Raw genomic sequence first — 24,397 nt, 5'->3', positions numbered from 1 at the left:
AATCGTGGACGAGGTCACGCTGACCATCGAGAACCACCTCGCCACCGTGGTGATCGACCGCCAGCACGTGCTCAACGCCGTCGACGGAACCGCCCAGGCCAGGCTCAACGAGATCTGGGCCCAGATCGAAGCGGATCCGGGGGTGCGCGCCGTCGTCATCACAGGTGCCGGCACCCGCGCGTTCTGCGTCGGAGCGGACATGTCCGCCTCTGCCGTGGACAAGACCGGCCTGCAATATTGGGCCGAGCTGGACCCCAACGGTTTCGGCGGGCTGAGCCTGCGCACCAGCCTTGACGTGCCGGTGATCGCCAAGGTCAACGGTTACGCGCTCGGCGGCGGCATGGAGATCGTGCTCGGCGCCGACATCGTGGTGGCCGCAGACACGGCCCGCTTCGGTTTGACGGAACCGCGGGTTGGGCGTCTGGCGCTCGACGGCGGGATCCACCAGCTGGTTCGCCGTGTCCCCTATACCCAAGCGATGGGCATGCTCCTCACCGGCCGCAAGGCCGAGGCTGCGGAGATGCAGTCCATGGGACTGGTCAACGAGGTGGTTCCCGCTGACGAGCTTGACGCCGCCGTTCAGCGTTGGGTGGATCAGATCCTCGCTTGCGCGCCCAGCTCAGTCCGGGCCGTCAAGCAAATGGTCACCCGGACCAGCCATCTGACTGCTGCGGAAGCCCGCGGCCTCAGGCTCCCGGCCCTCATGGACGCGCTCGACAGCGAAGACTCAGCCGAGGGAGTACGCGCGTTCCAAGAGAAGCGCCAGCCAGTCTGGCCGGGCCGCTAGATGTGGCAGATGCAAGACAGCGATTTTCAGAACCAACGGAAGGACAATCCGATGCGGGAATCCCTTGCCCCCGGAGTGTGGGGCGTCGTCGCGACACCATTCCAGGGAAGCACTTTGGACTTGGACACCGACAGCCTGGCGCAGTTGGCGGAGCACTATGAATCCATTGGCGCCACCGGGCTGACGGTCTTGGGTGTCTTCGGCGAGGCCGCTGCCCTGACAGCTGCCGAACGCAGCCTCGTGCTGGAAGTTGTGGTCGAGGAAACGCAGCTACCTCTCGTGGTGGGTGTGACCTCGCTCTTCACGGGCACGGCAGTCGAAGAAATCCGCGCAGCCCAGGCGATCGCAGGAGACCGGCTCGCGGCAGCCATGGTGCAGGTCAATTCGGCCCGGGCGGAGGTGGTGATCGCGCACCTGAACGCCATCCACCAATCCACTGGCGCCAAGGTAGTCCTGCAGGATTACCCCGTGGCCAGCGGGGTCAGCATCAGCACGGAAGCGCTCATTTACATTGTTCAGGCGTGCAAGTTCGTCGTCGCGGTGAAGGCCGAGGCCCCGCCGACCAGCGTGTCCATCGCCCAACTGGCTTCCGCCGTCGACGTTTCGGTTTTCGGCGGCCTTGGCGGGCAAGGCCTGCTGGACGAACTCGTGGCCGGTGCCGCCGGTGCGATGACGGGCTTCTCCTACCCGGAGGCCCTGGTTGCCTGCGTTCGCGCATGGCAGTCGGGAGGTTACGGCCCCGCGCGCGACGAACTGCTCCCCTACCTTCCTCTCATCAATTTCGAACAGCAGGTGCGGATCGCCTTGGCTGTACGGAAAGAATGTTTCCTCCAGCGGGGGCTCATCAAGGAATCCGGTGTCCGCCCGCCCGCTGCGCCGTTCCCGGAGGTCCTTCGGCAAGGCATGCTCACCCACCTGGCTGAAGCGGCCCGTGCCCTGGACGCTTCCCCCACCCGAACCACTCACACAGCAGGGAGGCCCTGATGGACCTCGGAATCAGTGGGAAGACCGCCTTCGTCGCCGCCTCCACCGGAGGACTGGGACTCGCGATCGCGCGCGGCCTCGCGGCCGAGGGCGTCCGGGTGGCCATTACCGGCCGGCGCCGCGAACGGGCCGAGAAGATCGCAGCCGAGCTACAGGCTGACGGTCACAGCGCGGTAGCCATAGAAGCAGATCTGAGCTCTCCGGACGGAGTAGCTGCCGCCGTCGATCGCGCAGTCGAGGCGCTCGGTCCCATTGACATCCTGGTGCTCAACGGCCCCGGCCCCAAGCCGGGTGCCGCGGCCAGCCTTGGCGCCGAGGACATCGCTGCGGCGTTCGACCTGTTGGTGAAGCCGCAGCATGCACTGGTCTCGAAGGTCCTGCCCGGGATGCGGGAGCGCCGATGGGGACGGATCCTGGCCATCGGATCCAGCGGCGTCGTGGCGCCGTTGCCCAACCTCGCCGTGTCCAACACCGGCCGCGCGGCACTGGCCGGGTACCTCAAGACCCTTGCGGCCGAGGTGGCGCTGGACTCCGTGACTGTCAACATGATCCTGCCCGGACGCATCGCCACCGACCGCGTCGCCGAACTGGACAGGGCGGCAGCCAAAAGGCGCGGCACTACACCCGAGGAAATCCAGCTCGAATCCCGCAAGACCATCCCGGCCCGGCGCTACGGCGAACCCGAGGAATTCGGGGCCGCCGGAGCGTTCCTCTGCAGCGCCCCGGCCTCCTACATCACCGGCGTCGCGCTGCGGTGCGACGGCGGCCTGATCCGGAGCCTCTAAGCCCCGGCCTCCAGCCATCCTCATGAACCTTATTTGCCCAAGCCAAAGGAATACCATGACTTCCACCGCCACCGAATCAGCCCTCTCCACCCACCCGGACGTAGCAATCGTGCAGCACTTCATCAACGGTGAATGGTCCGGCGAGCCCGAAACGCAGCGAATCAATCCGGCCCGCCCGGACGAACTCGCAGCACTCTCCCCCAGCGGAACCGCCGACGACGTCGACGCGGCCATTACTGCCGCCGTCGCCGCCCAGCCGGCTTGGGCTGCCCTGCCTGCACCGGCCCGCGGCGCCATCCTGATCACGGCGGGCAACTTGCTCGCGGAGCGCCAAGGCGCCATCGCCGAAGACCTGGTCCGCGAGGAGGGCAAGACCCTCGCTGAAGCCATGGGCGAGGTCAAGCGCGCTTTGGACGTGCTGCGTTTCTTCGGCTCACTCGGCTGGGCCGCCACCGGCGAGGTGCTCCCCAGCGGCCTGCCGAACACCACCATCACCACCCGCCGCGAGGCCCTGGGCGTGGTCGGGCTGATCACTCCTTGGAACTTCCCCATCGCTATTCCGGCGTGGAAGGCCGCCCCCGCCCTCATCAGCGGCAACGCAGTTGTCATCAAGCCGGCCGAACTCACTCCCCTCTCTGCCACCCATCTTGCACGGGCGCTGCACGACGCTGGACTCCCCGCCGGAGTGTTCAACGTGGTCCACGGAAAGGGCCGCGTGGTTGGCGATGCCCTGGCCCGAGATCCCCGCATCGCCGGACTGTCCTTCACCGGTTCCACCAAAGTGGGGCTCGGACTGCAGGAAATCCTGAATGCCCGGCGCGCCCGCGTCCAGCTGGAAATGGGCGGCAAGAACGGCGTTCTGGTCCTGGACGACGCCGACCCGCGCAAAGCAGCGGCCGTCGTCGCAGCCGGTGCTTTCGGGCTGACGGGCCAGGCCTGTACGGCAACCTCGCGAGTCTATGTCACTCCCGGTATCCGGGACGCCTTCCTCGAGGCCCTCCTCGCGGAAGCCGCGCAGTGCACTGCCGGTGACGGAATCGACGCCGCCAAGATGGGCGCAGTGGTGAGCAGCCAGCAGTTCGAACAGAACCAGGCCGCGGTGCGCACCGCCGTCGAACGCGGCGCCACCCTCTTGCACGGAGAGTACGACGGTGATTCCTCCGGCGCGCTCCTTTTCCCTCCCGCTGTACTCACGGATCTTCCGTTTGACGACGCCGCCGTGACGGAGGAAATCTTCGGTCCGGTGGTGGCTGTCCTGCAGGTTCCCGATTACGAGGCTGGACTGGCCGCCATCAACGATTCCCGCTACGGCCTCACAGCAGGTATCTGCACCGATTCGCTGGTCCGGGCCACCGACTTCGCCGCACGCGCGCAGGCGGGCGTGATCAAGGTCAACCGCCCCACGGCGGGCCTGGACTTGAATGTCCCGTTCGGTGGCGTCAAGGACTCCTCCACCAACACCTTCCGGGAACAAGGAAAGTCCGCGCTGGACTTCTTCACGTGGGGCAAGACCGTCTACACCGGTGTGTAGCGGGCCATGACCTATGTGATCGCGCAACCCTGCGTAGACGTCAAGGACAAAGCGTGCATCGACGAATGCCCAGTGGACTGCATCTACGAAGGCGAACGCTCGCTCTACATCCACCCTTCCGAGTGCGTGGACTGCGGCGCCTGCGATCCCGTTTGCCCTGTCGAGGCGATCTACTACTCCGACGATGTCCCGGATGAGTGGGCCGACTACGTCCGGGCCAACGTGGAATTCTTCAAAGACATCGGTTCTCCCCAAGGCGCCTCGGCGCTGGGGAATCTTGGGCGGGACCATCCGGTTATTGCGGGGGCGCCGGTCCACGCATGAGCGGCTGCTAGGCGGCCAGCCTGGACTGGATCGCCTGCCGAAGTGATTCCAAACTGGGCAACCCGGAGAGCCGCCCGTCCGTGCGGTAGACACGGCAGGTCACCGCTGGTTCGGCCGTCGAGGGGAAGAGATCGGCACCGTCCATGGTGAAGGTCGGCGATCCGTGGAAGCCGGACGCCGAGGCTTCCTCGTCGGTGGTGATCTCCCGTATCGAAATCAAAGCCGGATCGGTTCCTTCCAATGCCGCAGCCCGGGAAAACAGTTCCCGGGCTGCGGTTCCGTTTGGGCAGTCCTGGATGGTGAGCAATTCGAAGTCCATGCTCCTATTATCCGTCCCTGTTTTCTGGCTGGTTTTCTGGCTGGGCGCGCTCAACTTCGCCGTGCCTCAACGCTGCAAGAGGTCCGCGTGGTGCTCCTCGACGACGTTCGGGTGGGCCCGAAGCCTGTAGCGGAGGGCGTTGTCTCCGTAAGTTTCCAGAATCGGGCTGTTCGTCGGATCAACAGACAAGCCGCGAGCCTTGGCTTGGAACTCCGGGCTCACGGCGAGCTGAGGCATGGTCGCGTCGAGGGCAGGATTGTAGAAAAAGGGAAGGGAAATCCGGTCTGTGCCCCGAAGAGGTGAAATCACGCGGTGCAGGGTTGCCTTGAGATAGCCGTTCGTGGCCAGTTCCAGCATCTCACCGATGTTGACCACGAAAGTGCCCGGCACCTGGGGTGCGTCGATCCACTTACCTTGGTATTCGACCTGAAGGCCACCCTTGCCGGGTTCCACCAGCAGCAACGTGAGCACTCCGCCGTCGCGATGGGAACCAACCCCCTGCTTGGGTTCCGGGTTGGACTCCCCCGGATAGCGCACAATCTTGAGCACGGGGAATGCGCGTGCGGCGAAGGCCGCATCAAAAGTGTCCTCGGGCGCTCCGAGGGAAACTGCGAGGGCGCGCAGCAGCGTCAGGGAGATGTTGCTCAGCCGCTCGGTCCACTCGGAGACGATCTCACGCATCTCCGGGAGCGCGGCCGGCCACAGGTTTGGACCTTCCAAACGCCAATAATCCGCGACGCCCGGGCCCGGTTTCACGGATTCGCGCTCGACGCCGATGTCTATTTGCTCGCGCCAGTCCACCGCGCCGTCCGTGAGCTCGCCACCGACCCTCGTGTAGCCACGAAACTGCGGACTATGGATGTTCTCCACAGCGAGCTTCTCCTCTTCGGGCAAATCGAAGAAACGGCGCGAGACCTCGAGCATGGAGTCCGTCAACGCCTGCGGGATGCCATGCCCGGCCAAGTAGAGGAAACCGACCTCATGCATGGCGTCGCGCAGGTCATCGCGGAACCTGGACGCCTCCCCGGGTCCTGCTTCCAGGCGTGAGAAGTCGAGTACGGGCAAGCTATCTAGTGCCAATGCAGTTTTGTCCTTTCATCGAGTCTGGGAGAAGCGCGTGCTCCCCGTGTTTCAGGCCTGCTGTTTGGGACGCCACACGCCGAAACGGTTTCCGTCCGGGTCCAGAAGATGCGCGAATTCGATCGAGCCATTGTCAACGAATGGAAGAGCTACGCTCGCACCCAGCGACTCGGCCTTGGCGATCGCTGCCTTCACATCGTCTACCTGCACATAGAAGATTGCCCAGGATGCTCCGCCGATTGAGGTGGTATCCCATACGCCACCTTTGTCTCCCTCCACCATCTGGTAGCCGGGAGGAGAGGACTCACCAAAGGTCCAGTCGAAGAGAGGGCCGTAGAACCTCCGCGCCGCATCCGGGTCAGGCGAGCCAACCTCGAAGTAGTTCACTATGGCGGCCATTGTTGTTCCTTCCGCTTCGCCGAAATCACTAAAGAGGCCGGCCGCCGGACCTAGCGGCGGCCTCCCGAATTGCTAAGGCATGATCTTGTAAAGATCGACGACGGTCTCCTCCGGCGGCGAGGTAAATCCTCCCTCGATTCCCGCTTGCATTCGTGGCACAAGAATGCCGTCGCGGAATTTTTCCCAGCTCTCTTTCGACTCATGGACGGCCATGATGGTCCAACCTCCGTCTGAAGCGCCGGCGGCGTGGAACTTTTGGCCTTCGGGCAAGAGTCCCTCTCCGGGGTGAACCGCCGCAATCGAGGCCTCGTACTGGTCTTTTGTACCTCCTGCGAAGAAATGCACGACTCCGTATGGCGTGGCTTCCATGTCTACTCCTTGGATGGTCTGGAAGGGTGCCGGACATGCTTAGCAATAGACCCCGTCACCCGGGAAGTCAAGGAGTCTTTACCTGTGCCGGAGCCTAAGCCCAGAACTCGTCTCCTTTGGCAGAATCTTCCGCGTACTCCCGGCCCTCGACAACCTTTCCGTCGCGGAGCACGAAGGCGATAGTGCTGGCCACGTCCAAGGACTTTCCATTGCTTTCGGCGTGGCTTCGATGGATCCCCACTGTGTGGTCTTCTCCGCCGACTACGTCTTCGACGATTGCCTGGAAGGAACCTTGTGAGCGCCCACCCAGTTCGCCAAAGTAGGCAAAGATCGCGTCGCGTCCTTGTTTAGTCCCTGACAGTACGCCGCTACCGGCCGCGTACCAGACTGCGTCCTCAGCGAATAGCTCGCCGAGTGTGGCCAGATCTCCTGCGTTGAAGGCCTCGTACCCCCGCCGGACCAAATCAGCGTTTTCCGTAGCTCCCATGGCGGACACCTCTCCGTTATCCTTGTTGGTCAAATCGGACGGCTTAAGGCTATTCCTGGCCCCTCAGCCTGTCGATGGGTAGGCGGTAGCCCGGACTGGACCTCCTGGAGTTCACGGCGGCATCCCAGCGGAGGATGGCAGCATGGGGATATGACTCCTGCTCAAAGTCGTTCCCGCTCCGTCCGCCGGCCCCGGCCCATCAAACCGTTGCCCGGTCAAGAATCGGTGTGGGACTACCCGCGGCCGCCAAGGGTCGAGCAACGATCGGAACGGGTCATCGTGCGGCTTGGCGGGCAGGTGATTGCCGACACCACCGATGCAGTGCGCGTCTTGGAGACGAGTCATCCACCTGTCTACTACTTGCCAATGGACGCATTCCCTGCCGGTGCGCTCGTCCCAGTGCACGGCACCAGCTTCTGCGAGTTCAAGGGAGAAGCGCACTACTTTGACGTCCTCGCCGGCGGGCTCGTCGTTCCCCGTGCCGGGTGGACCTACCCGGAACCCACCCGGGGTTTCGAGGCGCTTATCAACCGAGTGGCCATCTACCCGCTTCATATGGACTCCTGCGAGGTCGACGGCGAGCAGGTGACCTCCCAGGACTGGTGACTTTTACGGCGGTTGGATCACCAAACAAATCATTGGCCCGTTCAAGGGTGGCCAGGGCACGGCCGGATGGTGAGCCCATCGAGACCCTGCCCACGACGGCGGCCCAACTATCAGTCCAGGCTCTTGAGGAGCGTCCGGGCCGGTGGGACGATGAAGCGGTGAACCCCTTCTTCGATTTTCTCAGCCACAACTGGTGGCTGGTCTTTCCCTTGAGCGGTTTGGCTGGGGGTTGGATGCGGTCCTGGTCACGGGCCAGCGAGCGGCGGCACCGCCGTCGGGTAGAGATCTACCGGCTCCGGAACCAATCGGCGCAAGCAGAGCAAGCCAGCCAGAGCCAGGTCCTCCGGCTCCAAGAGGCGCACGACGCCGTGAATCGGCGATGGTTGGGCTACGAGCTTGACGTCGGAAAACTTATCGACTTCCCGGTCATGTCAGATGTGCGTGAGCCGCTCACCGTTGCGTTCCTGCGGGCTAAGAAGGAAGCTGACGGCTTACGTCCGGCCGCTCCGAGTGACATCACGACGGCGGCCCGGCTCGCCGAATACCGCGCTGCCGTGCGCAGTTTCGAGCTGGCGTTTGATGTGGCAGAACGGGAAGCCAAACGCATTAAAGACAGCAATTTCTCGGAGCCCGAGCGCCAACGGCTGGAGACAGCCAGGAAGCTGCTCCGGATCGCTTCGGACAGCGCCGCGACATCGGCGGAGCGGCAGACGGCGTACAAGCGCGCCCGTCGCGAACTGGATGGGTTGATTGTCTTGCCCGAAGCCACCATTGCAGCGTTGGAAGAGAAAGTGGCCGGAGCACTCGACGCGCCCAAGGCTCCGGATTTCCACCAAAGCTGACAATCTGCTGTCCCGTGGAAGCGCTCTTGGACACCGTCTAAGAACCCCGTCTTTGCCCGTCCCGTTGCCGGACTCGTCGGAGTCGCATGCCTGAGTCTCTTCTCCGTGGAGCATCTGGCTCCACTCCTTTGGACGGCATTGCGAGGACGGCGGCGACGGTGAGTGCAGCGCTGATGGCTACGGCGAGAAATACTGCCGAGGAGGCGGGCACGATAGTCTGCGAATTCTTCTCCCCGGAGGCGCTGCCCGCGTAAATCGCGTTTGCCACGGCTCCGAAGACTGCCACTCCGAGGGAGCTTCCAATGGACCGCGCAAACAGGTTGGTGCCAGTCACTACTCCGCGCTCGTGCCATTCGACGCTGGACTGGGCCGCGATCAGGCTCGGGGTCGCAAGAAGCCCGAGTCCGAGCCCGGAAACAAAGCAGCTGGCCGCGACAAGCGCGAGGTTAGGTGTGTGTGCCGTGACGGCGAGGATCACTGACCCGACGAGGGTGATGGTGACCCCGATCAAGGCTGTTGTCCTGAATCCGATCCGGAGGTACAAGCGGCCCGATTGCGAGGCGCTGATCGGCCAGCCAATTGTCAGGGCCGCCAAGGCCAGTCCCGCCAGAACCGGCTGGACCGAAAGCGCCCCCTGAAGGAAGGTGGGCACGTAGGAGGTCAGGCCGAGCACGATCGCTCCGCAGCCGAATGAAATCAACGTGGTCGTGACAAGGAGACGCCTCGAGACCACCCATGGCGGAAGGACAGGTTCGGCTGCCCGCCGTTCAACCCCGACGAAGACAACGAACAACGCTAAACCGACGGTGAACACCGCGATGCTGACCGGAGAGTCCCAGGCCCATGCCTGTCCGCCCTCCAGGGCTCCGAGGATGGTCAGAGTTAAAGATACTGTCAGAAGAGCGGCCCCAAGGTAGTCGACCCGGTGCTTGACGCGCTCGATATTCTCACGGAACTTTTGAACCAGCATCCAAGCGGCGACGATGCACAGCGGAATATTGACGAGGAAGATTCCGCGCCAAATTCCAAGGGAAGAGAACACCCCGCCGAGCGTAGGACCCACGACTGATGAGACCGCCCACACGCTGGCGAGGTAGCCCTGCACCTTCGCGCGTTCAGCCAACGAGTAGATATCGCCCGCGATGGTGATGGCAACAGGCAGGACGGCACCGGCGCCCAAGCCCTGCACGACGCGGAATGCGATAAGCGCGGGCATGCTCCACGCCAGCCCGCAGAGGATCGACCCCAGCATGAACAGACTGATGCCGGTGAGAATGATCGGCTTCCGGCCGGCCATGTCGGAAAGTTTCGCGTACACCGGAACAGAGACGGCCTGCGCAAGCAAGTACGCCGAGAAGAGCCAAGGAAACGAGGAGAAACCTCCGATTTCACGCACGATCGAGGGCACCGCTGTTGCCACGATGGTGGCGTCGATCGCGACAAGGCCGCTCGATAGCATCAGTGCAATGAGCACCGGGCCGCGTCGGGAACGGAAGCCGACACCTTCGCTTGGCGAATTCCCGTCAGGCGTGGTCTTGCCCGTCCTTTGGCGCGGTCCTGTCCGCTGATTTCCGCAGTGGGCCTACTTCGCCGTCTGCGCCGTAGTCACCCTCGGCATACTGGCCGATTTCGGACTCCGCGGTACGGCCTGGGACCGTTCCTCCCTCGCCTAGGTCGGCGCTCGCATAGCGCCCGGATTCGTTGGCATTTTGGCCCAGGGGCTCGGGTAGGCCGCCTTGAACGCCGGCTGCGCCATAGTCACCTTCGGTGTATTGTCCTTCTTCGTCTTCCGAGTGCCGCCCGGGCTCCGCTCCTGTCGTGCCATAGTTGCCTTCGACATACCGGCCCCGGAGTTCCTTTTCCTCGGTAGCTCCGCCGCCTGTCTCTTCAGTGGGTTCTTCGACGCCGCTGCTGTCGGTCATGATCTTGCCTTTCCCACAACGAATTTTGCGTCTTTTCGACGCTTCTTCAGTCTATCGGCGTTGCCACCAGGCGGACCCGGCTTGGCCGTTTACCCGGGACTCCACGGACTAAGCCGTGGCCGTGCGGAAACTACGGCTTCCGCACTGCGGCGCTCACGAAAGAGAATTTTGCGACGCCCTACCCCGCGAGGCGGTACCCCGGGACTCGAACGGGTTCTTTTCGCTTGAAATGAGCGAAATATAGGTCTCCAACTGGGACCGCAACTGATCCGGCGAGTGGTGTTCGGGTGTCAGCGTGGCGGTTATTTGGGCGCCAAGCGCGAACGTCATGATCCCGCCGACAATGTCGTCGTCGTCGAGGCCTTCCTTCAGTTCGCCGAGGTCCCTGGCTTCACGGAGCGTGGCGAACAACACCTCGCGCCACTGTTCCATCGAAGAATCATGGAGAGCGGCCTTCGTGGGATCGGTCAGCGCGCGCTGCCAGAAGGCGATGGCGATCCGCGCCTCGTTGAGCCTGTCGGCGTCGAGCGGCAGGATTTCGTGGCAAAAGCTCCGCAATGCCGACAAGCCGTGCCGGCTGGCAGTAGAGCTGCTCATGCGGGTATTCGTCTGGTTGAAGACGTGCGAGAAAGCGAAGGTCAGGAGATCGTCTTTCGTCGGAAAATAGGGCTTCAGCGCCCCATTGGCGAACCCCGCTTCCAGGGCAATCTCCCGCATCGTAGCGCCCTCAATCCCCCTCGTTGCGATGATCCGCCACGTCGCCTCGACGAGCTCCAGCCGGCGCTTCTCGTGGTCTACGATCTTCGGCACGTGTTCCCCAAATCTTTTTTTCTACAACCGTTGTGACTCAGATTACACGATGCTATTCTCTACACACATAGAAAATAAATCGCCACTCACAAAGGCCTTTCATGAGCACAACTTCCTCCCCAGAAATCGCCGAAATGACCGCACATACCGGAACGTCTCGAAACACAGCGTCTCAGTACAGCTTGATCAGTGCAGAAGACATCACGGCGGTCAGGGCGATCCTCGCCGATGCCGGGCTCTTCGATGAATCCATCCGCGTCGCCTACCTCGGACTGCTGGATCCCCCGCGCGATTCGGCGGCTGTGGACCGAAGGTTCAGGGCGTTCCTGCACAATGTGTCCTCCGGGGCCGCCCACGATGTGGTGGTCTCCGTGACGCATCAAGGAGTCGTGTCGGCAATAGAGCTGGACACCTCCGTGACCGGCGAACTTCCGGTCATCGAGGAGGAGTTCGAGATTGTCGAGGAAATCCTCTCCCTGGACGAGCGCTGGCTCGAGGCCCTGGCAGATCGGAACCTCGATGTGAGCAAAGTCAGGGTCGCTCCCCTGTCCGCCGGGGTCTTCGAGTACCCGGAAGAGAAAGGCCGCCGGATCCTGCGCGGATTGGCTTTCGTCCAGAACTTCCCGGAGGACAGCGCCTGGGCCCACCCGGTGGATGGGTTGGTTGCCTACATCGACGTCGTCAGCAAGACGGTAGAACAGGTCCTGGATTTCGGACCGGTTCCGGTTCCCGAAGAGCACGGAAACTTCACGGACCCGGAGCTGACGGGCCCGATGCGCACCACGCAGAAGCCGATTTACATCACCCAGCCCGAAGGTCCCAGCTTTATGGTCCAGGACGGCAACCACGTCGAGTGGGAGAAATGGAGCCTCGACATCGGATTCGACGTCCGGGAAGGCGTGGTCCTGAACAATGTGGCGTTCGACGACGGCGATCGCCGTCGTAGCATTCTCAAGCGCGCTTCCATTGCCGAGATGGTGGTGCCTTACGGCGATCCCTCGCCGGTGCGCTTCCTGGCAGAACTACTTTGACACCGGCGAATACCTGGTAGGCCAATATGCCAACTCGCTGGAGCTCGGCTGCGATTGCCTCGGCGAAATCACCTACCTCAGTCCTGTGGTCAGCGACGCGTTCGGCCAACCGCGCGAAATCCGCAACGGTATCTGCATGCACGAAGAGGACTGGAGCATCCTGGCCAAGCACAGCGATTTGTGGAGCGGGGTCAACTACACCCGCCGCAACCGCCGGCTCGTCATCAGTTTCTTCACCACCATCGGCAACTACGACTACGGCTTCTACTGGTACCTCTACCTCGACGGCACCATCGAGTTCGAAGCCAAAGCCACCGGGGTTGTCTTCACCAGCGCGCATCCAGGAAAGGACTACCCCTACGCCTCGGAAATTGCCCCCGGCCTCGGTGCTCCCTTCCACCAGCATCTCTTCAGCGCCCGCCTGGACTTCGCAATAGACGGCTTGACCAACAGGGTCGAGGAAGAAGACGCCGTCCGGGTACCCATGGGAGAAAGCAACGAACGCGGCAACGCCTTCGCCCGCCGTCGGACCGTCCTCAAACGCGAATCGGAGGCCGTGCGGGAGTCCGACATGGCAGCCGGGCGGGCCTGGGTTATCTCGAATCCCGAATCACTCAACCGCCTCGGTGACCCCGTGGCCTACAAACTCCACGGCCAAGGGCACCCGATGCTCCTGGCCGACCCCGAATCATCCATCGCCCAACGCGCCGCATTTGCGACCAAGGACCTATGGGTCACGCGCCACAATGCGGACGAGCGCTACCCCAGCGGTGATTTCGTCAATCAGAACTCCGGCGGTGCCGGATTGCCGGCCTATGTTGCTCATGACCGCGACATCGACGGACAGGACATCGTGGTGTGGCACACCTTCGGGCTGACCCACTTCCCCCGCCCTGAAGACTGGCCGATCATGCCCGTGGACACGGTCGGCTTCAAGCTCCGCCCCGAGGGCTTCTTCGACCGGAGCCCCGTCCTCGACGTCCCGGCGTCCAAGCCCGCTGAAGGCGGCCACTGCCATATGGAGGCAAAGAAATGAGCTTAACAACTGGAAAAGAGACCACCGAGGCGGCCCAGCCGCATCATCACCGGCGCCGACTCGGTGTCCCGGCGGTGGCCTTCATGATCATCGCCGCATCGGCACCGCTTACCGTTCTTGCCGGGGGTGTGACAACGACGTTCGCCGTCACCGGAGTTACCGGCGTACCCCTGTCCTTCCTGCTCCTCGGCGGCACGCTCGCCGTGTTCGCGGTGGGCTACGCGGCAATGAGCAGGTACGTGGTCAACGCGGGCGCTTTCTATTCCTACGTGGCGCAAGGCATCTCCCGGCCAGTCGGCGTCGGGGTTTCCATGGTGGCGCTGATGGCGTACAACCTGATGCAAGTCGGCATCTACGGCCTCTTCGGTTTCACGGTCTCAAGCCTGATCAATGAACGCTTCGGACTGACTATCCCTTGGTGGATTCCGGTGCTGGCCTGCATCGCCATCGTGGCGCTGTTGGGTGTGAACCGCGTGGATCTTTCAGCGAAAGTCCTCGGGGTGCTCGTTGGCCTCGAGTTCCTGGTAGTGATTGTTTACGACATCGTCTCGTTTGCCGTTGCGCCCGAGGGGGTCAGTGTGACACCGCTTAGCCCGGAGAGTCTCTTCGTGCCTGGCGTGGGGGCCGTCCTTTCCTTCGGCATTGCAGCCTTCATGGGATTCGAATCGGCCGCGATTTACGGTGAGGAAAGCAAGGACCCCAAGAACACTGTGGCCCGGGCAACGTATACCGCGGTGGCCATCATCGCCGTGTTCTACGCTGTTTCTTCCTGGGCCATGGCTGTCGGGACCGGAACGTCCGCGGTGGTTGACGCCTCCGCAAAACAAGGACCGGACCTGATGTTCGGGTTTCTGGGCGACCATGCCGGTGTCCTTCTCGCCGACATGGCGCGGCTGCTGTTCGTCACCAGCCTCTTTGCAGCCCTGGTCAGCTTCCACAACGCAGCTGCCCGGTACTTCTTCTCCCTCGGCCGCGAGCAGGTGCTTCCCCGAAGGCTTGGGGCAGTACGGCGGCATAGCGGCGCTCCTTACGCGGGATCGCTCGCCCAGACGGTCATCGCCGTCATTGTCACTGTGGCCTTCGCTATCGCGGGCACCGGATCGGCGCTGGGCGATCTTTACCCCGTCCTCACCATGTTCACTTGGCTGACCAATGACGGCGCCATGGGACTGGTGCTCCTGATGACCGTTGTTTCCCTCGCTGTCATCGGCTTCTTCCGCAGGAACAAGCACGACACCGGAATCTGGACCCGCATCATCGCTCCTAGCCTAGGGTTCCTGCTCCTCGCGGTGATCTTCATTCTGATCGTGATCAACTTCAACGTCCTGCTCGGCCAGAACGACACCAACGCGCTGACGTTCATCCTGCCCGCCACCATCGTGGTGCCCGGATTGGCGGGCATCGCCTGGGCATTCCGTCTGCGCCGGAGCAACCCGGCCGTGTACCGGCGGATCGGGCACGGCGAAGAAGGAACCGCCGTTCACCTCGGCGACGAAGAAGACTGACCAGCACCCGGAACGATGATCGGCGAACACCATGCACACCGTCCTTTCGATAGTCATGCTGGCCTGCTGCGGTCTCGGGGTCTTGGGGCCAATGCGCGGAGGCATGTTCAGGAACGTCAGCCAGTGGGGTCCCATGGCACTCATGCTGGTGGCGATGGCGGACTCCACTGTTGGACCAGGCCTCGTTCCAGGCGTCGTTTGGGGGCTGCTCTTGCTCCTGACCTCACCCGTTCCGTTGGTGCTCCTGCCCAAGGATCGCCGCGGGGGCATGGAAATCCACCGGTCGCTGTCCATGGTGGCAATGTTCGCCATCCTTGTCACCACCCTTCCCTCCGCCCCATCCACTTCAATACACCAAACACACGCGCATTCGGGACTTGGCGGAGCGAACCCGGTTCTGGCCATTGCCTTGGCGGCAGCGGTCATCGCCTACTCACTCGCCCTGGCTGCCCAGACGCTTCGACGAACAGACCGCGGACACCGTCGTCGCGCTTCCGCATCGCTTGAGGCCATCTCTTCGGCGGGCGCCCTGAGCGCAATGATCCTGATGGCCGTCTGATAGCCCGTCCTTTAGAACACCGCCCTTCGAAACCATTACCAACTCAGAGTGGAGTAAACCCTTGGAAACCTACGACGCCCTTCTGGCATCAATCACCACGGCCTCCGTTGAAACCCGGACCATTTTCGACCCCGCCACTGGCGCAGCCGTCGGCGAGGCGCCCGTGCACACCGTCGAAGACCTCGAGCGCGCGGTTGCATTGGCGGTCGCCGCCCAGCCCGCGTGGGCAGCCTTGGGCCACGACGCCCGGTCCGCCGCGCTGCTCAAGGCCGCCGACGCCGTCGAACGCTCCGCCGAAGAACTCGCCCGCCTGCTCTCCCGCGAGCAGGGCAAGCCGCTGAACGGCCCCAACGCCCGCTTCGAAGTGGGCGCCTGCGCCGCGTGGCTTCGCGCTACCGCCGGCACCCCGCTCGAGACCGAAACGGTGGTGGACGACGGCGAAACCCGCGCCGAACTGCACTACCGGCCCATCGGCGTCGTTGGCGCGATCGGCCCGTGGAACTGGCCCATGATGATCACCATCTGGCAGATCGCTCCCGCGCTGCGCATGGGCAACGCAGTGGTGGTCAAGCCTTCCGAATACACGCCCCTGTCCGTCCTCGCCCTGATTCAGGTCATCAACCACGAACTACCGGAAGGGCTGGTTACGGTCGTCTCCGGCGGCCGCGAGGTGGGCGCACGCCTCGCCGAACACCCCGCGATCGGCAAGGTCATGTTCACCGGATCCACCGCCACTGGCAAGGCGATCATTCGCTCTTCGGCTGATACCGTCAAGCGCCTCACCCTGGAGCTCGGCGGCAACGACGCCGGCATTGTCCTGCCCGACGCCGACCCCAAAGCGATCGCCGAAGGCCTCTTCTGGGGCGCCTTCATCAACACGGGCCAGACCTGCGCTGCATTGAAACGCCTCTACGTCCACGAGGATATCTACGACGCCGTCTGTTCTGAGCTTGCCGCTGTAGCTGCGGCGATGCCGATGGGCAACGGGCTCGACGAGAACAACGTGCTGGGCCCGCTGCAGAACCGGCAGCAGTACGGCATTGTTGCCCGCCTCGTCGACGCCGCCCGCGACTCCGGGGCCCGCATCCTGCTCGGCGGCAACCCCGACCCGGACCAGCCCGGCAACTTCTACCCCACCACCCTCGTGGCCGACATCGACAACAGCAACCCGCTGGTCACCGAAGAACAATTCGGCCCGGCCCTGCCGATCATCCGCTACAGCACCGTGGACGAGGCCGTCGCCAAGGCAAACGCGCTCGACGTAGGACTCGGCGCCTCGGTCTGGTCCTCCGACCCGGCAGCCGCACGCGACGTCGCCGCCCGCATCCAGGCCGGAACCGTCTGGATCAATAAGCACGGCGCTGTTGACCCACGGGTCCCCTTCGGTGGAGCGAAGCAATCGGGCTACGGCCTGGAATTCGGCGTCGAGGGCCTCAAGGCCCTGGGCGTGCCGCAAATCATCAACGGCTAACCCGCCGGCCCGCTCAACTGGCTCGCGGTTGTTGTCGTTGTGAGCCCCCCCAAAACGACAACAACTGTCAGCCAGTTGAGCTGGGACCGCGGCAGTTGACCGCCTTTTCCATCACCGCCCATGGTGTTGCGGCGCGTCCGGCTATCGGCGATCCGGGCGCGGCCAGCATTCCACCGGTTCCTCTAAAGTTCAGGCTCGCAACTGCCCCGGCCGAGGGCTGCGAGCCCGGTGAGATCCCCGGCACCGTACTGCAACACGCCTGAGTCTCGGAGGGATTCATCAGCTGGCTGGGGTCATCAACATGCCCTAGGCCAACAACATGCCCGAGTTCATGCTCGACTATAGCCAGGGCCTGACTTGTCTCGGATTTGGCAACAAGTGTTGTCATGGCCGGGGCGTTAAGTTCAACTTGGCCACTGACGTACGTGAATCCCGTACTGCCCACGCTGACCGCTTCGCTTCCGCCCAACCCGGCAACAAAAGACCCCAGCTCAGGGTTGGTAAACCGTGGCTGCTCCGCGTTGCTCTCCCATGCGATAAGCACCGGAGCCCAGCGATCACCATAGCGGGCTTTTTGGAAGGGCTGCCGGTTTGCTGACGGCGCTTCATCGGTGGAACCGTCATTGATGAAAACCAGGCCGGTAGCGCGGGAGACCGCGGCGATACCCGCCTCAATCAGCTGGGGTCCGGCGGCAGGCGCATTGTCCGGGCGAGTGACATAGTGAATGGCCCGGCACGGATCGTAAGTGACAGGCTTGCCATCATCGCGTGTCTGCATGAACGCATAGGAACTGCTGGTGGCCGTCAACGGGGCCGGTTGACCGAGAGGGCCTGTGCCTTCGCCAACTCCAGGGGCCGGATGATCCATTGCCTGAGGCGCATTGACGCCGGGCAGGAGGTCTCCCCCGGCGGCCAAAGCCGGCCCCGGTGCACCCGGAATCCCGCCCAGCAGCGAAGAATGCCCGTTCAGTCCGGGCACGAATGGCGACAGAAAATAGAAGCCGACGAAAAAGACAGCTGCCCCGAGCACCGCCAGCACGGACCTGACTTTCGCTCGCTTGGGCTTGTGGGACGGCGGTGTAGGTGCGGCACGCCAGGCCCCGGGTGCCGGGGCCTGGCCGCCTAACATTTCTTCAAGTTTCCATACCGGGATACGTTCAGGCACTCTCGAAAGTTTCGGCGAATCGCCTTCCAACGGTCCCGGACTATCTGCGTCGTCGTCCCTCTGATCCCCCATGGTGAGAGTCTTTCACAAAGCGCCCGGCTGCAGAGGGAAAATCCTCGCTCTAATTACCGCTCAGAACCCAGTCGGCATGCGCAAGGCATAGGGCTTTTGGAGCTGCTCAACCTGCTCAGGCCTCGATGCCTGTGCTGACGCTAAGCGCCTGCCATTGCTCAAGTTCGGTTCGCTGCGCTTCTGCGACGGCGGCAAATGCGTTGAATGCATCCTTGCCGAGGACAAGGAGCGACGGCGGGTTGGGGCTTTCGACTATCGCCAGCATTGCTTCGGCTGCTTTAGCCGGGTCCCCTGGCTGGGTACCGTGCACAGTGTCGTTCTCTTTGCGGCGTTTCCCTGCCGTTTCCGCGTAGTCCTCGATCGCCGTCGCGGACTGGGTGAGCGAGCGGCCGGCGAAGCCGGTCCGAAACGCACCCGGTTCGATGGCTGTCACGCTGATGCCGAGCGGCTGAAGTTCCTTGTGGAGCGAGCCTGAAAGGCCTTCCAGCGCCGCTTTCGTCGCGGCGTAATATCCGGATCCGGCCGGAGAAATGCGGGCGCCGATCGAGGATATGTTCAGGATCGCCCCCGATCGCCTCGCCCGCATGTCGGGAAGGATCGCCTTGATCATGTCGACGGCGCCGAAAAGTTCGTGTCGAACAAAAGGCGGATATCGGCGTCGTCGGCTTCCTCAACCGCTGCGCGGTAACCGAAGCCGGCGTTGTTCACGAGAACATCGATGCCACCGAACCGCGCCTGGGCCTGCCGCACCACTTCCCGGATAAGTTCCTGTCCGTGACATCCAAGGCGACGGCCAGCGCCGTGTCCGGGAAATCGGCAACCAAGTCCTGCATAGTGCTTTCATTGCGTGCAGTCACGACGGCGTTATGTCCGTGAGCGAGCACGGTTCGGGCGAGAGCGTGGCCAAGTCCCGTGGAGCAGCCTGTGATGAGCCAGGTAGACACTGGTTTTCCTTTCGTACGGCGTCAGGTGATGCTCAAAATCCTGCCGCACTCTCTCCGGGAAGGGGAGGTGCCGTTGATACACGTACTGCCAGTGCACCCTAGGAGCTGGCCCGGCCGTCAGTATCCTCATGTGCGCCCTGCCGATTAAATAGCATATTTAATGCAACAATGCTTCTGATGCGGGCAAGCATCTTCGCGCATGGGGGAAGCGAGTTGGAGGCATGGATCCAGAATCACTGCCGCTGGAGGTTAATCCGCGGTTCAGCAACACCGTGAAACAGAATACGGATCTCGTGATCAAACAACTTCAGGCTGGCGGGTTCACCACAGCTCAGATGGACGAATTCCTCGAAACCTTGCACCGGATGCAGGCTGACGATTCGGTCATCGCGCCACTGACGAAAGCCTTGTTGTCGGTGAATGTCACGGTTCAGTGGCTGATGTGAAGCTACCGGCCGGCCGAACTACCGTATCTTCCGTCGACTCTTCCATCGACGTCCCTGGGCGGGGACATCGCGCGGCGGTTCCGGGCTGAGGCCAGTTCGTCGTGCCCGTGCCTGCGGTCCCTGACAATGGCCGTACCGGCGATCTCCCTGATGCTGGCAATACACCTTGCAGCGGCAACTCCGTCCGCAAACGCCACGGACATCGCCACAAGGGAACCCTCGGAATCCACCAGTGCCTACCCGATAGCCGCCCTCCGGGGCATCCATCAATTCCAGATAGCCTGCCATGATTGTTGCCTCCTTTCGCGACCACCCCTGACCCTTAATATGCTAAGTGTACTTAGCATTAAGTCGCAGGACCACCCCCGCTACTCGCCTCGGAACGGCTCCCGGCAGCTGGCCGCGCCCACCCGCACCTCGGGGATAGACTCGATCGAAGCCCAACAATCACCATTTGAGGAGCCCCCATGCGCGCCACCATCATCCACGGCCCCGGCGACATCCGTGTTGAAGACCGTAACTACCCCACGGTCCAACTTCCCACCGACGTCATCGTCAAAGTCACCGCAGCTTGCGTCTGCGGCTCGGACCTGTGGCCTTACCGCGGCGTCAAGCCCACCCATCAGCCCTCCGCTATCGGCCACGAATTCATCGGCACCGTTGAGAGCATCGGCGACGACGTCACCACCCTGGCAGCCGGCGACTTCGTGATCGCGCCATTCCTGGTCAGCTGCGGCGAGTGCCCGAAGTGCCTTGACGGCGTCACGGTGGCGTGCGACCGACTGGCCGGCTGGGGCGGCAAGGACGACAGCGGACACGCGATAGACGGCGGCCAGGGCCAGGCCGTCCGGGTGCCGCTCGCGGACTCCACCCTCGTCAAGGTTCCCGGTGTAACAGAGCCCGACGACGCCCTCCGCGCCAGTCTGCTTACGCTGTCTGATGTCATGGCCACTGGCCACCACGCCGCACTGGCAGCCAAAGTGGGCCCCGGCCGGACCGTCGTCGTAGTCGGCGACGGCGCAGTCGGACTCTGCGGGGTGCTCGCGGCCAAGCGACTCGGAGCCGATCGAATCATCGCCATGTCCCGGCACGCTGACCGCCAGGCCATCGCCCGCGAGTTCGGGGCCACGGACATCGTTGCCGAACGCGGCGAAGACGGCGTCGCCAAGGTCCGCGAGTTGCTGGGAGGAGTCTTGGCGGATTCCGTCCTGGAATGCGTCGGAACCAAAGAATCCATGGAACAGGCACTCCACAGCGTCCGTCCCGGCGGCGCCCTGGGCTTTGTTGGTGTACCGACCGGCGGCGCCGAAGCTCCGCTTCGCTACCTGTTCGACACGAACATTTCCATTGGTGGCGGAATGGCTCCGGCCCGCACCTACATCCCGGAACTGCTCGCGGACGTGCTCGATGGCACGATCAATCCGGGCCGGGTCTTCGACTCAGTGATGCCTCTCGAGGAAGCACCCGAGGCCTACCGCGCCATGGATGAACGGCGCGCCATCAAGGTCATGCTCACCCCGTAGCCGGACCACCTTCCTTTCCCTCGACGACGGCGATGCCGGGCTCTTGCATGCTGAGAGCACCGGCATCGCCGTCGTCTTAATTCACCGAACGCGAAGCCTGCATAACGTCCCAACGTGCGCCGTCCTCGGGGCCATCGTCGATTAATTCAACCCCGAGGACAATGAATGTGGTTTTGGGATTTTTGCCGCGAAATCCTCAAGCGAGACGGCCTGCTAACAACCCGCGTCAGCCCACGGCAGGCAGGGCGTCCGGGATGCGTGGTTTCGCATTGCCCGCAAAGGTGAACTTGGCTTCGTCCCCTTCGCCATCCACGTCAACCACCACGATGTCCCCCGGGTGGAGTTCGCCGAAGAGGATCTTCTCAGAGAGCTGGTCCTCGATCTCGCGCTGGATGGTCCGGCGCAGCGGCCTGGCACCCATGGCCGGGTTGTAGCCCCGCGTGGCAAGGAGAACCTTGGCGTCCGTGGTGAGCTCGATGCCCATATCCCTGTCCGCCAAGTGCTGCTCCAGGCGGCCGATCATCAGATCAACGATCTCGATGATCTCGTCCTGGCTGAGCTGGGGGAAGACGATGACGTCGTCAACCCGGTTGAGGAATTCCGGCCGGAATTGCTGCTTGAGCTCCTCAGTCACGCGTGCCTTCATCCGGTTGTAGCCGGTGGTGGTGTCCGTGCCTGACTGGAAACCGGTTGCGACGCTCTTGGAGATATCGCGGGTACCCAGGTTGGTGGTCATGATGATCACGGTGTTCTTGAAGTCGACCACCCGGCCATGGCTGTCCGTCAAACGGCCGTCCTCGAGAATCTGCAGCAGCGAGTTGAAGAGGTCTGCGTGAGCCTTCTCCACTTCGTCGAACAGCACCACGGAGAACGGACGACGGCGGACCTTTTCGGTCAGCTGCCCGCCTTCGTCATAGCCCACGTAGCCCGGAGGCGCACCGAACAACCTCGAGACCGAATGTTTCTCCGAGTATTCGGACATGTCCAGGGTGATGAGGGCCTCTTCATCGGCGAAGAGGAACTCTGCGAGGGCTTTGGCGAGTTCGGACTTTCCGACGCCTGTGGGGCCGGCGAAGATGAACGAGCCGCCGGGACGCTTGGGGTCCTTCAGGCCTGCGCGGGTACGGCGGATCGCCCTGGACACGGAACTGATGGCCTCGTCCTGTCCGATCACCCGCTTGTGCAGTTCCTCCTCCATCTTCAGCAGACGGCCGGATTCTTCCTCGGTCAATTTGAAGACCGGGATGCCCGTGGAGTTCGCCAACACCTCGGCGATCAGTTCCTCGTTGACTTCGGAACTGCCGCCGAATCCGCCCGACTTCCAGCGGAGCTCTTTCTCCTTGCGCTCGGCAACGAGCTTCTGCTCCTTGGCGCGCAGGGACGCAGCACCTTCGAAGTCCTGGGCGTCGATTGCGGATTCCTTCTCCATCTTCACTTCGGCGATGCGCGCGTCAATCGCCTTCAGCTCGGGCGGCGGTGTCATGCGGCGGATACGCAGGCGGGCACCGGCTTCGTCGATCAGGTCGATCGCCTTATCCGGCAGGAAGCGGTCCGAAACGTAACGCTCCGAGAGGTTCGCAGCGGCGGCCAGTGCACCGTCCGTGATGGTCACGCGGTGATGTGCCTCATAACGGTCACGCAGGCCCTTGAGGATCTCAATCGTGTGGGCCACCGAGGGTTCCTGGACCTGGATCGGCTGGAAGCGGCGCTCCAACGCGGCATCCTTCTCAATGTGCTTCCGGTACTCATCCAAAGTGGTGGCCCCAATGGTCTGCAGCTCTCCCCTTGCCAGCAATGGCTTGAGGATGGACGCCGCATCGATGGCACCCTCAGCAGCACCGGCACCCACCAAGGTGTGGATCTCGTCAATGAAGAGGATGATGTCCCCGCGGGTCCGGATTTCCTTGAGGACCTTCTTCAGGCGCTCCTCGAAATCACCACGGTAGCGGGAACCGGCCACCACGGAGCCCAGATCGAGCGTGTAAAGCTGCTTGCCCTTCAAGGTTTCCGGGACCGAACCCCGCACAATCGCCTGGGCAAGGCCTTCGACGACGGCCGTCTTGCCGACGCCGGGCTCGCCCACCAGCACAGGGTTGTTCTTGGTCCGGCGGGAGAGGACCTGCATGACCCGTTCCATCTCCGGTCCCCGGCCAATCACCGGATCGAGCTTGTTCTCACGCGCAGCCTGAGTCAGATTCCGCCCGAACTGGTCCAGCACCACCGAACCTGCCGGCGCAACCTCCGGCTGCCCCGGTCCGGACCCTTGTCCAGGACCCAAGCCGGTGGTCTCCTTGACTTCGCTACCGGAAAGCAATTGGATGACCTGCTGGCGGACGCGGCTGAGGTCGGCGCCAAGCTTGACCAGGACCTGCGCGGCAACGCCTTCACCCTCACGGATCAGCCCGAGCAAGATGTGCTCTGTGCCGATGTAGTTATGGCCGAGCTGCAGGGCCTCCCGGAGCGCGAGTTCGAGCACTTTCTTGGCGCGCGGCGTGAAGGGGATGTGACCGGACGGCGCCTGCCTGCCCTGGCCGATGATCTCCTGCACCTGCTCGCGGACGCCATCGAGCGAAATGCTCAACGATTCAAGCGCCTTGGCCGCAACGCCCTCACCCTCCTGAATCAGGCCCAGGAGGATGTGCTCGGTACCGATGTAGTTGTGGTTGAGCATGCGTGCCTCTTCTTGGGCAAGCACAACAACGCGACGGGCACGGTCTGTAAATCTCTCAAACATTTCGCCACTCTCCTGGCTGCTGCCTACATCGATGCTACGTCGCTGCAGGCCCCCGTGGGGGATTGCGGGAGACCGAATATTGGGCCGGTTTCGCGGTTGTTCTGCGCCCTCCGGCAAGACCGTGAAGAATGAGACCAAACACCAACGAGAGGGAAACACCATGAGCACCCTGAAGGAACGCCTGCATGCCGACGTCGTGGTCCACATGAAGGACCGCAACAAGACCGCGCTCACTACCGTACGCAACGTCCTGGGCGAGATCGAGACGCGGGAGAAATCCGGTAAGACCCCCATTGAGCTGGACGACACCCAGGTGACGGCCCTCCTGCAGAAGGAAGCTGCCAAACGCAGGGACACAGCCCGCATCTACACGGAAGCAGGCGAGGCCGATCGCGCCGCCGCGGAAATCGCCGAAGCCGAAGTCATCGAGGCATACCTACCCTCAATGTTGACCCAAGCAGAAGTCGAAGCCATTGTGGACGAAGCCGTTGCTTCCCTCAAGGCCGAGGGCCAGGAGCTCTCGATGAGGCAGATGGGCGCCGTGATGAAGCCTGTCACGGCCAAGGTTGCGGGCCGCTTCGACGGGAAGGCCGTCAGTGAGGTTGTCCGCACCCGGCTCGCCTGAAGCGTCGCTCTTGGGACTCCTTTGCGTTTCCGGGAGGGCCT

22 protein-coding genes and 3 pseudogenes are annotated in these 24,397 nt (G+C 63.2%); 14 read left to right on the top strand and 11 right to left on the bottom strand.

Annotated features, from left to right (window positions below; translation table 11 throughout):
* Window positions 1-4 precede the first annotated feature (4 nt).
* The 5 genes from ACF0H6_RS01335 to fdxA are packed head-to-tail and all read left to right on the top strand — an operon-like array spanning window position 5 to window position 4,411.
* On the top strand, window positions 5-787 hold the full coding sequence (locus ACF0H6_RS01335) for an enoyl-CoA hydratase-related protein (protein ID WP_395248157.1): 783 nt from the start codon (window positions 5-7) through the stop codon (window positions 785-787).
* Between the two features lie 51 nt (window positions 788-838).
* Window positions 839-1,771, top strand: a complete 933-nt coding sequence (locus ACF0H6_RS01330) for a dihydrodipicolinate synthase family protein (RefSeq protein ID WP_395248156.1) — start codon at window positions 839-841, stop codon at window positions 1,769-1,771.
* The gene (locus ACF0H6_RS01325; protein ID WP_395248155.1) at window positions 1,771-2,556 is read left to right on the top strand and encodes an SDR family oxidoreductase; all 786 of its coding nucleotides are present in this window, start codon (window positions 1,771-1,773) and stop codon (window positions 2,554-2,556) included. The genes ACF0H6_RS01330 and ACF0H6_RS01325 overlap by 1 nt, the downstream gene beginning before the upstream one ends.
* A gap of 55 nt (window positions 2,557-2,611) precedes the next feature.
* The gene (locus tag ACF0H6_RS01320; protein ID WP_395248154.1) at window positions 2,612-4,087 is read left to right on the top strand and encodes an aldehyde dehydrogenase family protein; all 1,476 of its coding nucleotides are present in this window, start codon (window positions 2,612-2,614) and stop codon (window positions 4,085-4,087) included.
* A gap of 6 nt (window positions 4,088-4,093) precedes the next feature.
* On the top strand, window positions 4,094-4,411 hold the full coding sequence (gene fdxA / locus ACF0H6_RS01315; protein WP_395248153.1) for a ferredoxin: 318 nt from the start codon (window positions 4,094-4,096) through the stop codon (window positions 4,409-4,411).
* A gap of 7 nt (window positions 4,412-4,418) precedes the next feature.
* Here the strand turns inward: fdxA and ACF0H6_RS01310 are convergent, their stop codons facing one another.
* The 5 genes from ACF0H6_RS01310 to ACF0H6_RS01290 all read right to left on the bottom strand — a co-directional run bounded on the left by ACF0H6_RS01310 (window position 4,419) and on the right by ACF0H6_RS01290 (window position 7,065).
* Window positions 4,419-4,730, bottom strand: a complete 312-nt coding sequence (locus ACF0H6_RS01310; RefSeq protein ID WP_395248152.1) for a hypothetical protein — start codon at window positions 4,728-4,730, stop codon at window positions 4,419-4,421.
* A 66-nt stretch (window positions 4,731-4,796) separates the two neighbouring features.
* Window positions 4,797-5,810 (bottom strand): isopenicillin N synthase family dioxygenase, encoded by a 1,014-nt coding sequence (locus tag ACF0H6_RS01305; protein ID WP_395248151.1) that lies wholly within the window; start codon window positions 5,808-5,810, stop codon window positions 4,797-4,799.
* A 51-nt stretch (window positions 5,811-5,861) separates the two neighbouring features.
* The gene (locus ACF0H6_RS01300; protein WP_395248150.1) at window positions 5,862-6,209 is read right to left on the bottom strand and encodes a VOC family protein; all 348 of its coding nucleotides are present in this window, start codon (window positions 6,207-6,209) and stop codon (window positions 5,862-5,864) included.
* 72 nt (window positions 6,210-6,281) lie between these two features.
* Window positions 6,282-6,578, bottom strand: coding sequence for a hypothetical protein (locus ACF0H6_RS01295; protein ID WP_395248149.1), 297 nt, complete (start codon window positions 6,576-6,578; stop codon window positions 6,282-6,284).
* A gap of 94 nt (window positions 6,579-6,672) precedes the next feature.
* Window positions 6,673-7,065, bottom strand: a complete 393-nt coding sequence (locus ACF0H6_RS01290; RefSeq protein WP_395248148.1) for a nuclear transport factor 2 family protein — start codon at window positions 7,063-7,065, stop codon at window positions 6,673-6,675.
* A 150-nt stretch (window positions 7,066-7,215) separates the two neighbouring features.
* Here ACF0H6_RS01290 and ACF0H6_RS01285 point away from each other — a divergent pair.
* Both ACF0H6_RS01285 and ACF0H6_RS01280 read left to right on the top strand, forming a co-directional pair.
* Window positions 7,216-7,744: pseudogene (locus tag ACF0H6_RS01285) on the top strand (DUF427 domain-containing protein).
* An 85-nt stretch (window positions 7,745-7,829) separates the two neighbouring features.
* Window positions 7,830-8,513, top strand: a complete 684-nt coding sequence (locus ACF0H6_RS01280) for a hypothetical protein (protein WP_395249845.1) — start codon at window positions 7,830-7,832, stop codon at window positions 8,511-8,513.
* A gap of 37 nt (window positions 8,514-8,550) precedes the next feature.
* Here ACF0H6_RS01280 and ACF0H6_RS01275 read toward each other — a convergent pair whose 3' ends face one another.
* The 3 genes from ACF0H6_RS01275 to ACF0H6_RS01265 form a co-directional block, all read right to left on the bottom strand.
* Window positions 8,551-9,972, bottom strand: a complete 1,422-nt coding sequence (locus tag ACF0H6_RS01275; RefSeq protein WP_395248147.1) for an MFS transporter — start codon at window positions 9,970-9,972, stop codon at window positions 8,551-8,553.
* Between the two features lie 64 nt (window positions 9,973-10,036).
* Window positions 10,037-10,435: a hypothetical protein gene (locus tag ACF0H6_RS01270; protein ID WP_395248146.1), complete on the bottom strand. Its 399-nt coding sequence runs from the start codon at window positions 10,433-10,435 to the stop codon at window positions 10,037-10,039.
* Between the two features lie 153 nt (window positions 10,436-10,588).
* On the bottom strand, window positions 10,589-11,245 hold the full coding sequence (locus ACF0H6_RS01265; protein WP_395248145.1) for a TetR/AcrR family transcriptional regulator: 657 nt from the start codon (window positions 11,243-11,245) through the stop codon (window positions 10,589-10,591).
* Between the two features lie 134 nt (window positions 11,246-11,379).
* Between ACF0H6_RS01265 and ACF0H6_RS01260 the strand changes: the two are divergent.
* The 4 genes and pseudogenes from ACF0H6_RS01260 (at window position 11,380) to ACF0H6_RS01245 (ending at window position 16,847) form a co-directional block, all read left to right on the top strand.
* Window positions 11,380-13,312, top strand: a pseudogene (locus ACF0H6_RS01260) (primary-amine oxidase).
* On the top strand, window positions 13,309-14,817 hold the full coding sequence (locus tag ACF0H6_RS01255; protein ID WP_395248144.1) for an APC family permease: 1,509 nt from the start codon (window positions 13,309-13,311) through the stop codon (window positions 14,815-14,817). Before ACF0H6_RS01260 ends, ACF0H6_RS01255 begins: the two are co-directional and overlap by 4 nt.
* A 31-nt stretch (window positions 14,818-14,848) precedes the next feature.
* Window positions 14,849-15,376: a hypothetical protein gene (locus ACF0H6_RS01250; protein WP_395248143.1), complete on the top strand. Its 528-nt coding sequence runs from the start codon at window positions 14,849-14,851 to the stop codon at window positions 15,374-15,376.
* 61 nt (window positions 15,377-15,437) lie between these two features.
* Window positions 15,438-16,847, top strand: coding sequence for an aldehyde dehydrogenase family protein (locus tag ACF0H6_RS01245; RefSeq protein ID WP_395248142.1), 1,410 nt, complete (start codon window positions 15,438-15,440; stop codon window positions 16,845-16,847).
* Window positions 16,848-16,914: 67 nt separating this feature from the next.
* Here the strand turns inward: ACF0H6_RS01245 and ACF0H6_RS01240 are convergent, their stop codons facing one another.
* Both ACF0H6_RS01240 and ACF0H6_RS01235 read right to left on the bottom strand, forming a co-directional pair.
* Window positions 16,915-18,012, bottom strand: a complete 1,098-nt coding sequence (locus ACF0H6_RS01240) for a matrixin family metalloprotease (RefSeq protein ID WP_395248141.1) — start codon at window positions 18,010-18,012, stop codon at window positions 16,915-16,917.
* 187 nt (window positions 18,013-18,199) lie between these two features.
* A pseudogene (locus ACF0H6_RS01235) lies at window positions 18,200-19,028 on the bottom strand (oxidoreductase).
* Between the two features lie 221 nt (window positions 19,029-19,249).
* Here ACF0H6_RS01235 and ACF0H6_RS01230 point away from each other — a divergent pair.
* Window positions 19,250-19,474 (top strand): hypothetical protein, encoded by a 225-nt coding sequence (locus ACF0H6_RS01230; protein ID WP_395248140.1) that lies wholly within the window; start codon window positions 19,250-19,252, stop codon window positions 19,472-19,474.
* 467 nt (window positions 19,475-19,941) lie between these two features.
* Window positions 19,942-20,997, top strand: a complete 1,056-nt coding sequence (locus ACF0H6_RS01225) for a zinc-dependent alcohol dehydrogenase family protein (protein WP_395248139.1) — start codon at window positions 19,942-19,944, stop codon at window positions 20,995-20,997.
* Between the two features lie 226 nt (window positions 20,998-21,223).
* Here the strand turns inward: ACF0H6_RS01225 and ACF0H6_RS01220 are convergent, their stop codons facing one another.
* Window positions 21,224-23,731 carry an ATP-dependent Clp protease ATP-binding subunit gene (locus tag ACF0H6_RS01220; RefSeq protein ID WP_395248138.1) on the bottom strand — a complete coding sequence of 836 codons (2,508 nt, stop codon included), beginning with the start codon at window positions 23,729-23,731 and terminating at the stop codon, window positions 21,224-21,226.
* A 160-nt stretch (window positions 23,732-23,891) separates the two neighbouring features.
* On the opposite strand from ACF0H6_RS01220, the gene ACF0H6_RS01215 reads away from it, so the two are divergent.
* Window positions 23,892-24,356, top strand: coding sequence for a GatB/YqeY domain-containing protein (locus tag ACF0H6_RS01215; RefSeq protein WP_395248137.1), 465 nt, complete (start codon window positions 23,892-23,894; stop codon window positions 24,354-24,356).
* The last annotated feature ends 41 nt before the right edge of the window (window positions 24,357-24,397 follow it).

It is taken from the genome of Arthrobacter sp. NA-172, from assembly GCF_043952055.1.
GTDB lineage: Bacteria > Actinomycetota > Actinomycetes > Actinomycetales > Micrococcaceae > Arthrobacter.
The sequence above is the reverse complement of the archived record's forward strand: the minus strand, read 5'-3'. Positions and strand labels throughout refer to the sequence as shown.

Coding starts and splice junctions, on each gene's coding strand:
- ACF0H6_RS01330 (WP_395248156.1), top strand. CDS start 839: ATGCGGGAATCCCTTGCCCCCGGAGTGTGGGGCGTCGTCGCGACACCA.
- ACF0H6_RS01325 (WP_395248155.1), top strand. CDS start 1,771: ATGGACCTCGGAATCAGTGGGAAGACCGCCTTCGTCGCCGCCTCCACC.
- ACF0H6_RS01320 (WP_395248154.1), top strand. CDS start 2,612: ATGACTTCCACCGCCACCGAATCAGCCCTCTCCACCCACCCGGACGTA.
- fdxA (WP_395248153.1), top strand. CDS start 4,094: ATGACCTATGTGATCGCGCAACCCTGCGTAGACGTCAAGGACAAAGCG.
- ACF0H6_RS01310 (WP_395248152.1), bottom strand. CDS start 4,730: ATGGACTTCGAATTGCTCACCATCCAGGACTGCCCAAACGGAACCGCA.
- ACF0H6_RS01300 (WP_395248150.1), bottom strand. CDS start 6,209: ATGGCCGCCATAGTGAACTACTTCGAGGTTGGCTCGCCTGACCCGGAT.
- ACF0H6_RS01295 (WP_395248149.1), bottom strand. CDS start 6,578: ATGGAAGCCACGCCATACGGAGTCGTGCATTTCTTCGCAGGAGGTACA.
- ACF0H6_RS01290 (WP_395248148.1), bottom strand. CDS start 7,065: ATGGGAGCTACGGAAAACGCTGATTTGGTCCGGCGGGGGTACGAGGCC.
- ACF0H6_RS01275 (WP_395248147.1), bottom strand. CDS start 9,972: ATGCTATCGAGCGGCCTTGTCGCGATCGACGCCACCATCGTGGCAACA.
- ACF0H6_RS01270 (WP_395248146.1), bottom strand. CDS start 10,435: ATGACCGACAGCAGCGGCGTCGAAGAACCCACTGAAGAGACAGGCGGC.
- ACF0H6_RS01255 (WP_395248144.1), top strand. CDS start 13,309: ATGAGCTTAACAACTGGAAAAGAGACCACCGAGGCGGCCCAGCCGCAT.
- ACF0H6_RS01250 (WP_395248143.1), top strand. CDS start 14,849: ATGCACACCGTCCTTTCGATAGTCATGCTGGCCTGCTGCGGTCTCGGG.
- ACF0H6_RS01230 (WP_395248140.1), top strand. CDS start 19,250: ATGGATCCAGAATCACTGCCGCTGGAGGTTAATCCGCGGTTCAGCAAC.
- ACF0H6_RS01225 (WP_395248139.1), top strand. CDS start 19,942: ATGCGCGCCACCATCATCCACGGCCCCGGCGACATCCGTGTTGAAGAC.
- ACF0H6_RS01220 (WP_395248138.1), bottom strand. CDS start 23,731: ATGTTTGAGAGATTTACAGACCGTGCCCGTCGCGTTGTTGTGCTTGCC.
- ACF0H6_RS01215 (WP_395248137.1), top strand. CDS start 23,892: ATGAGCACCCTGAAGGAACGCCTGCATGCCGACGTCGTGGTCCACATG.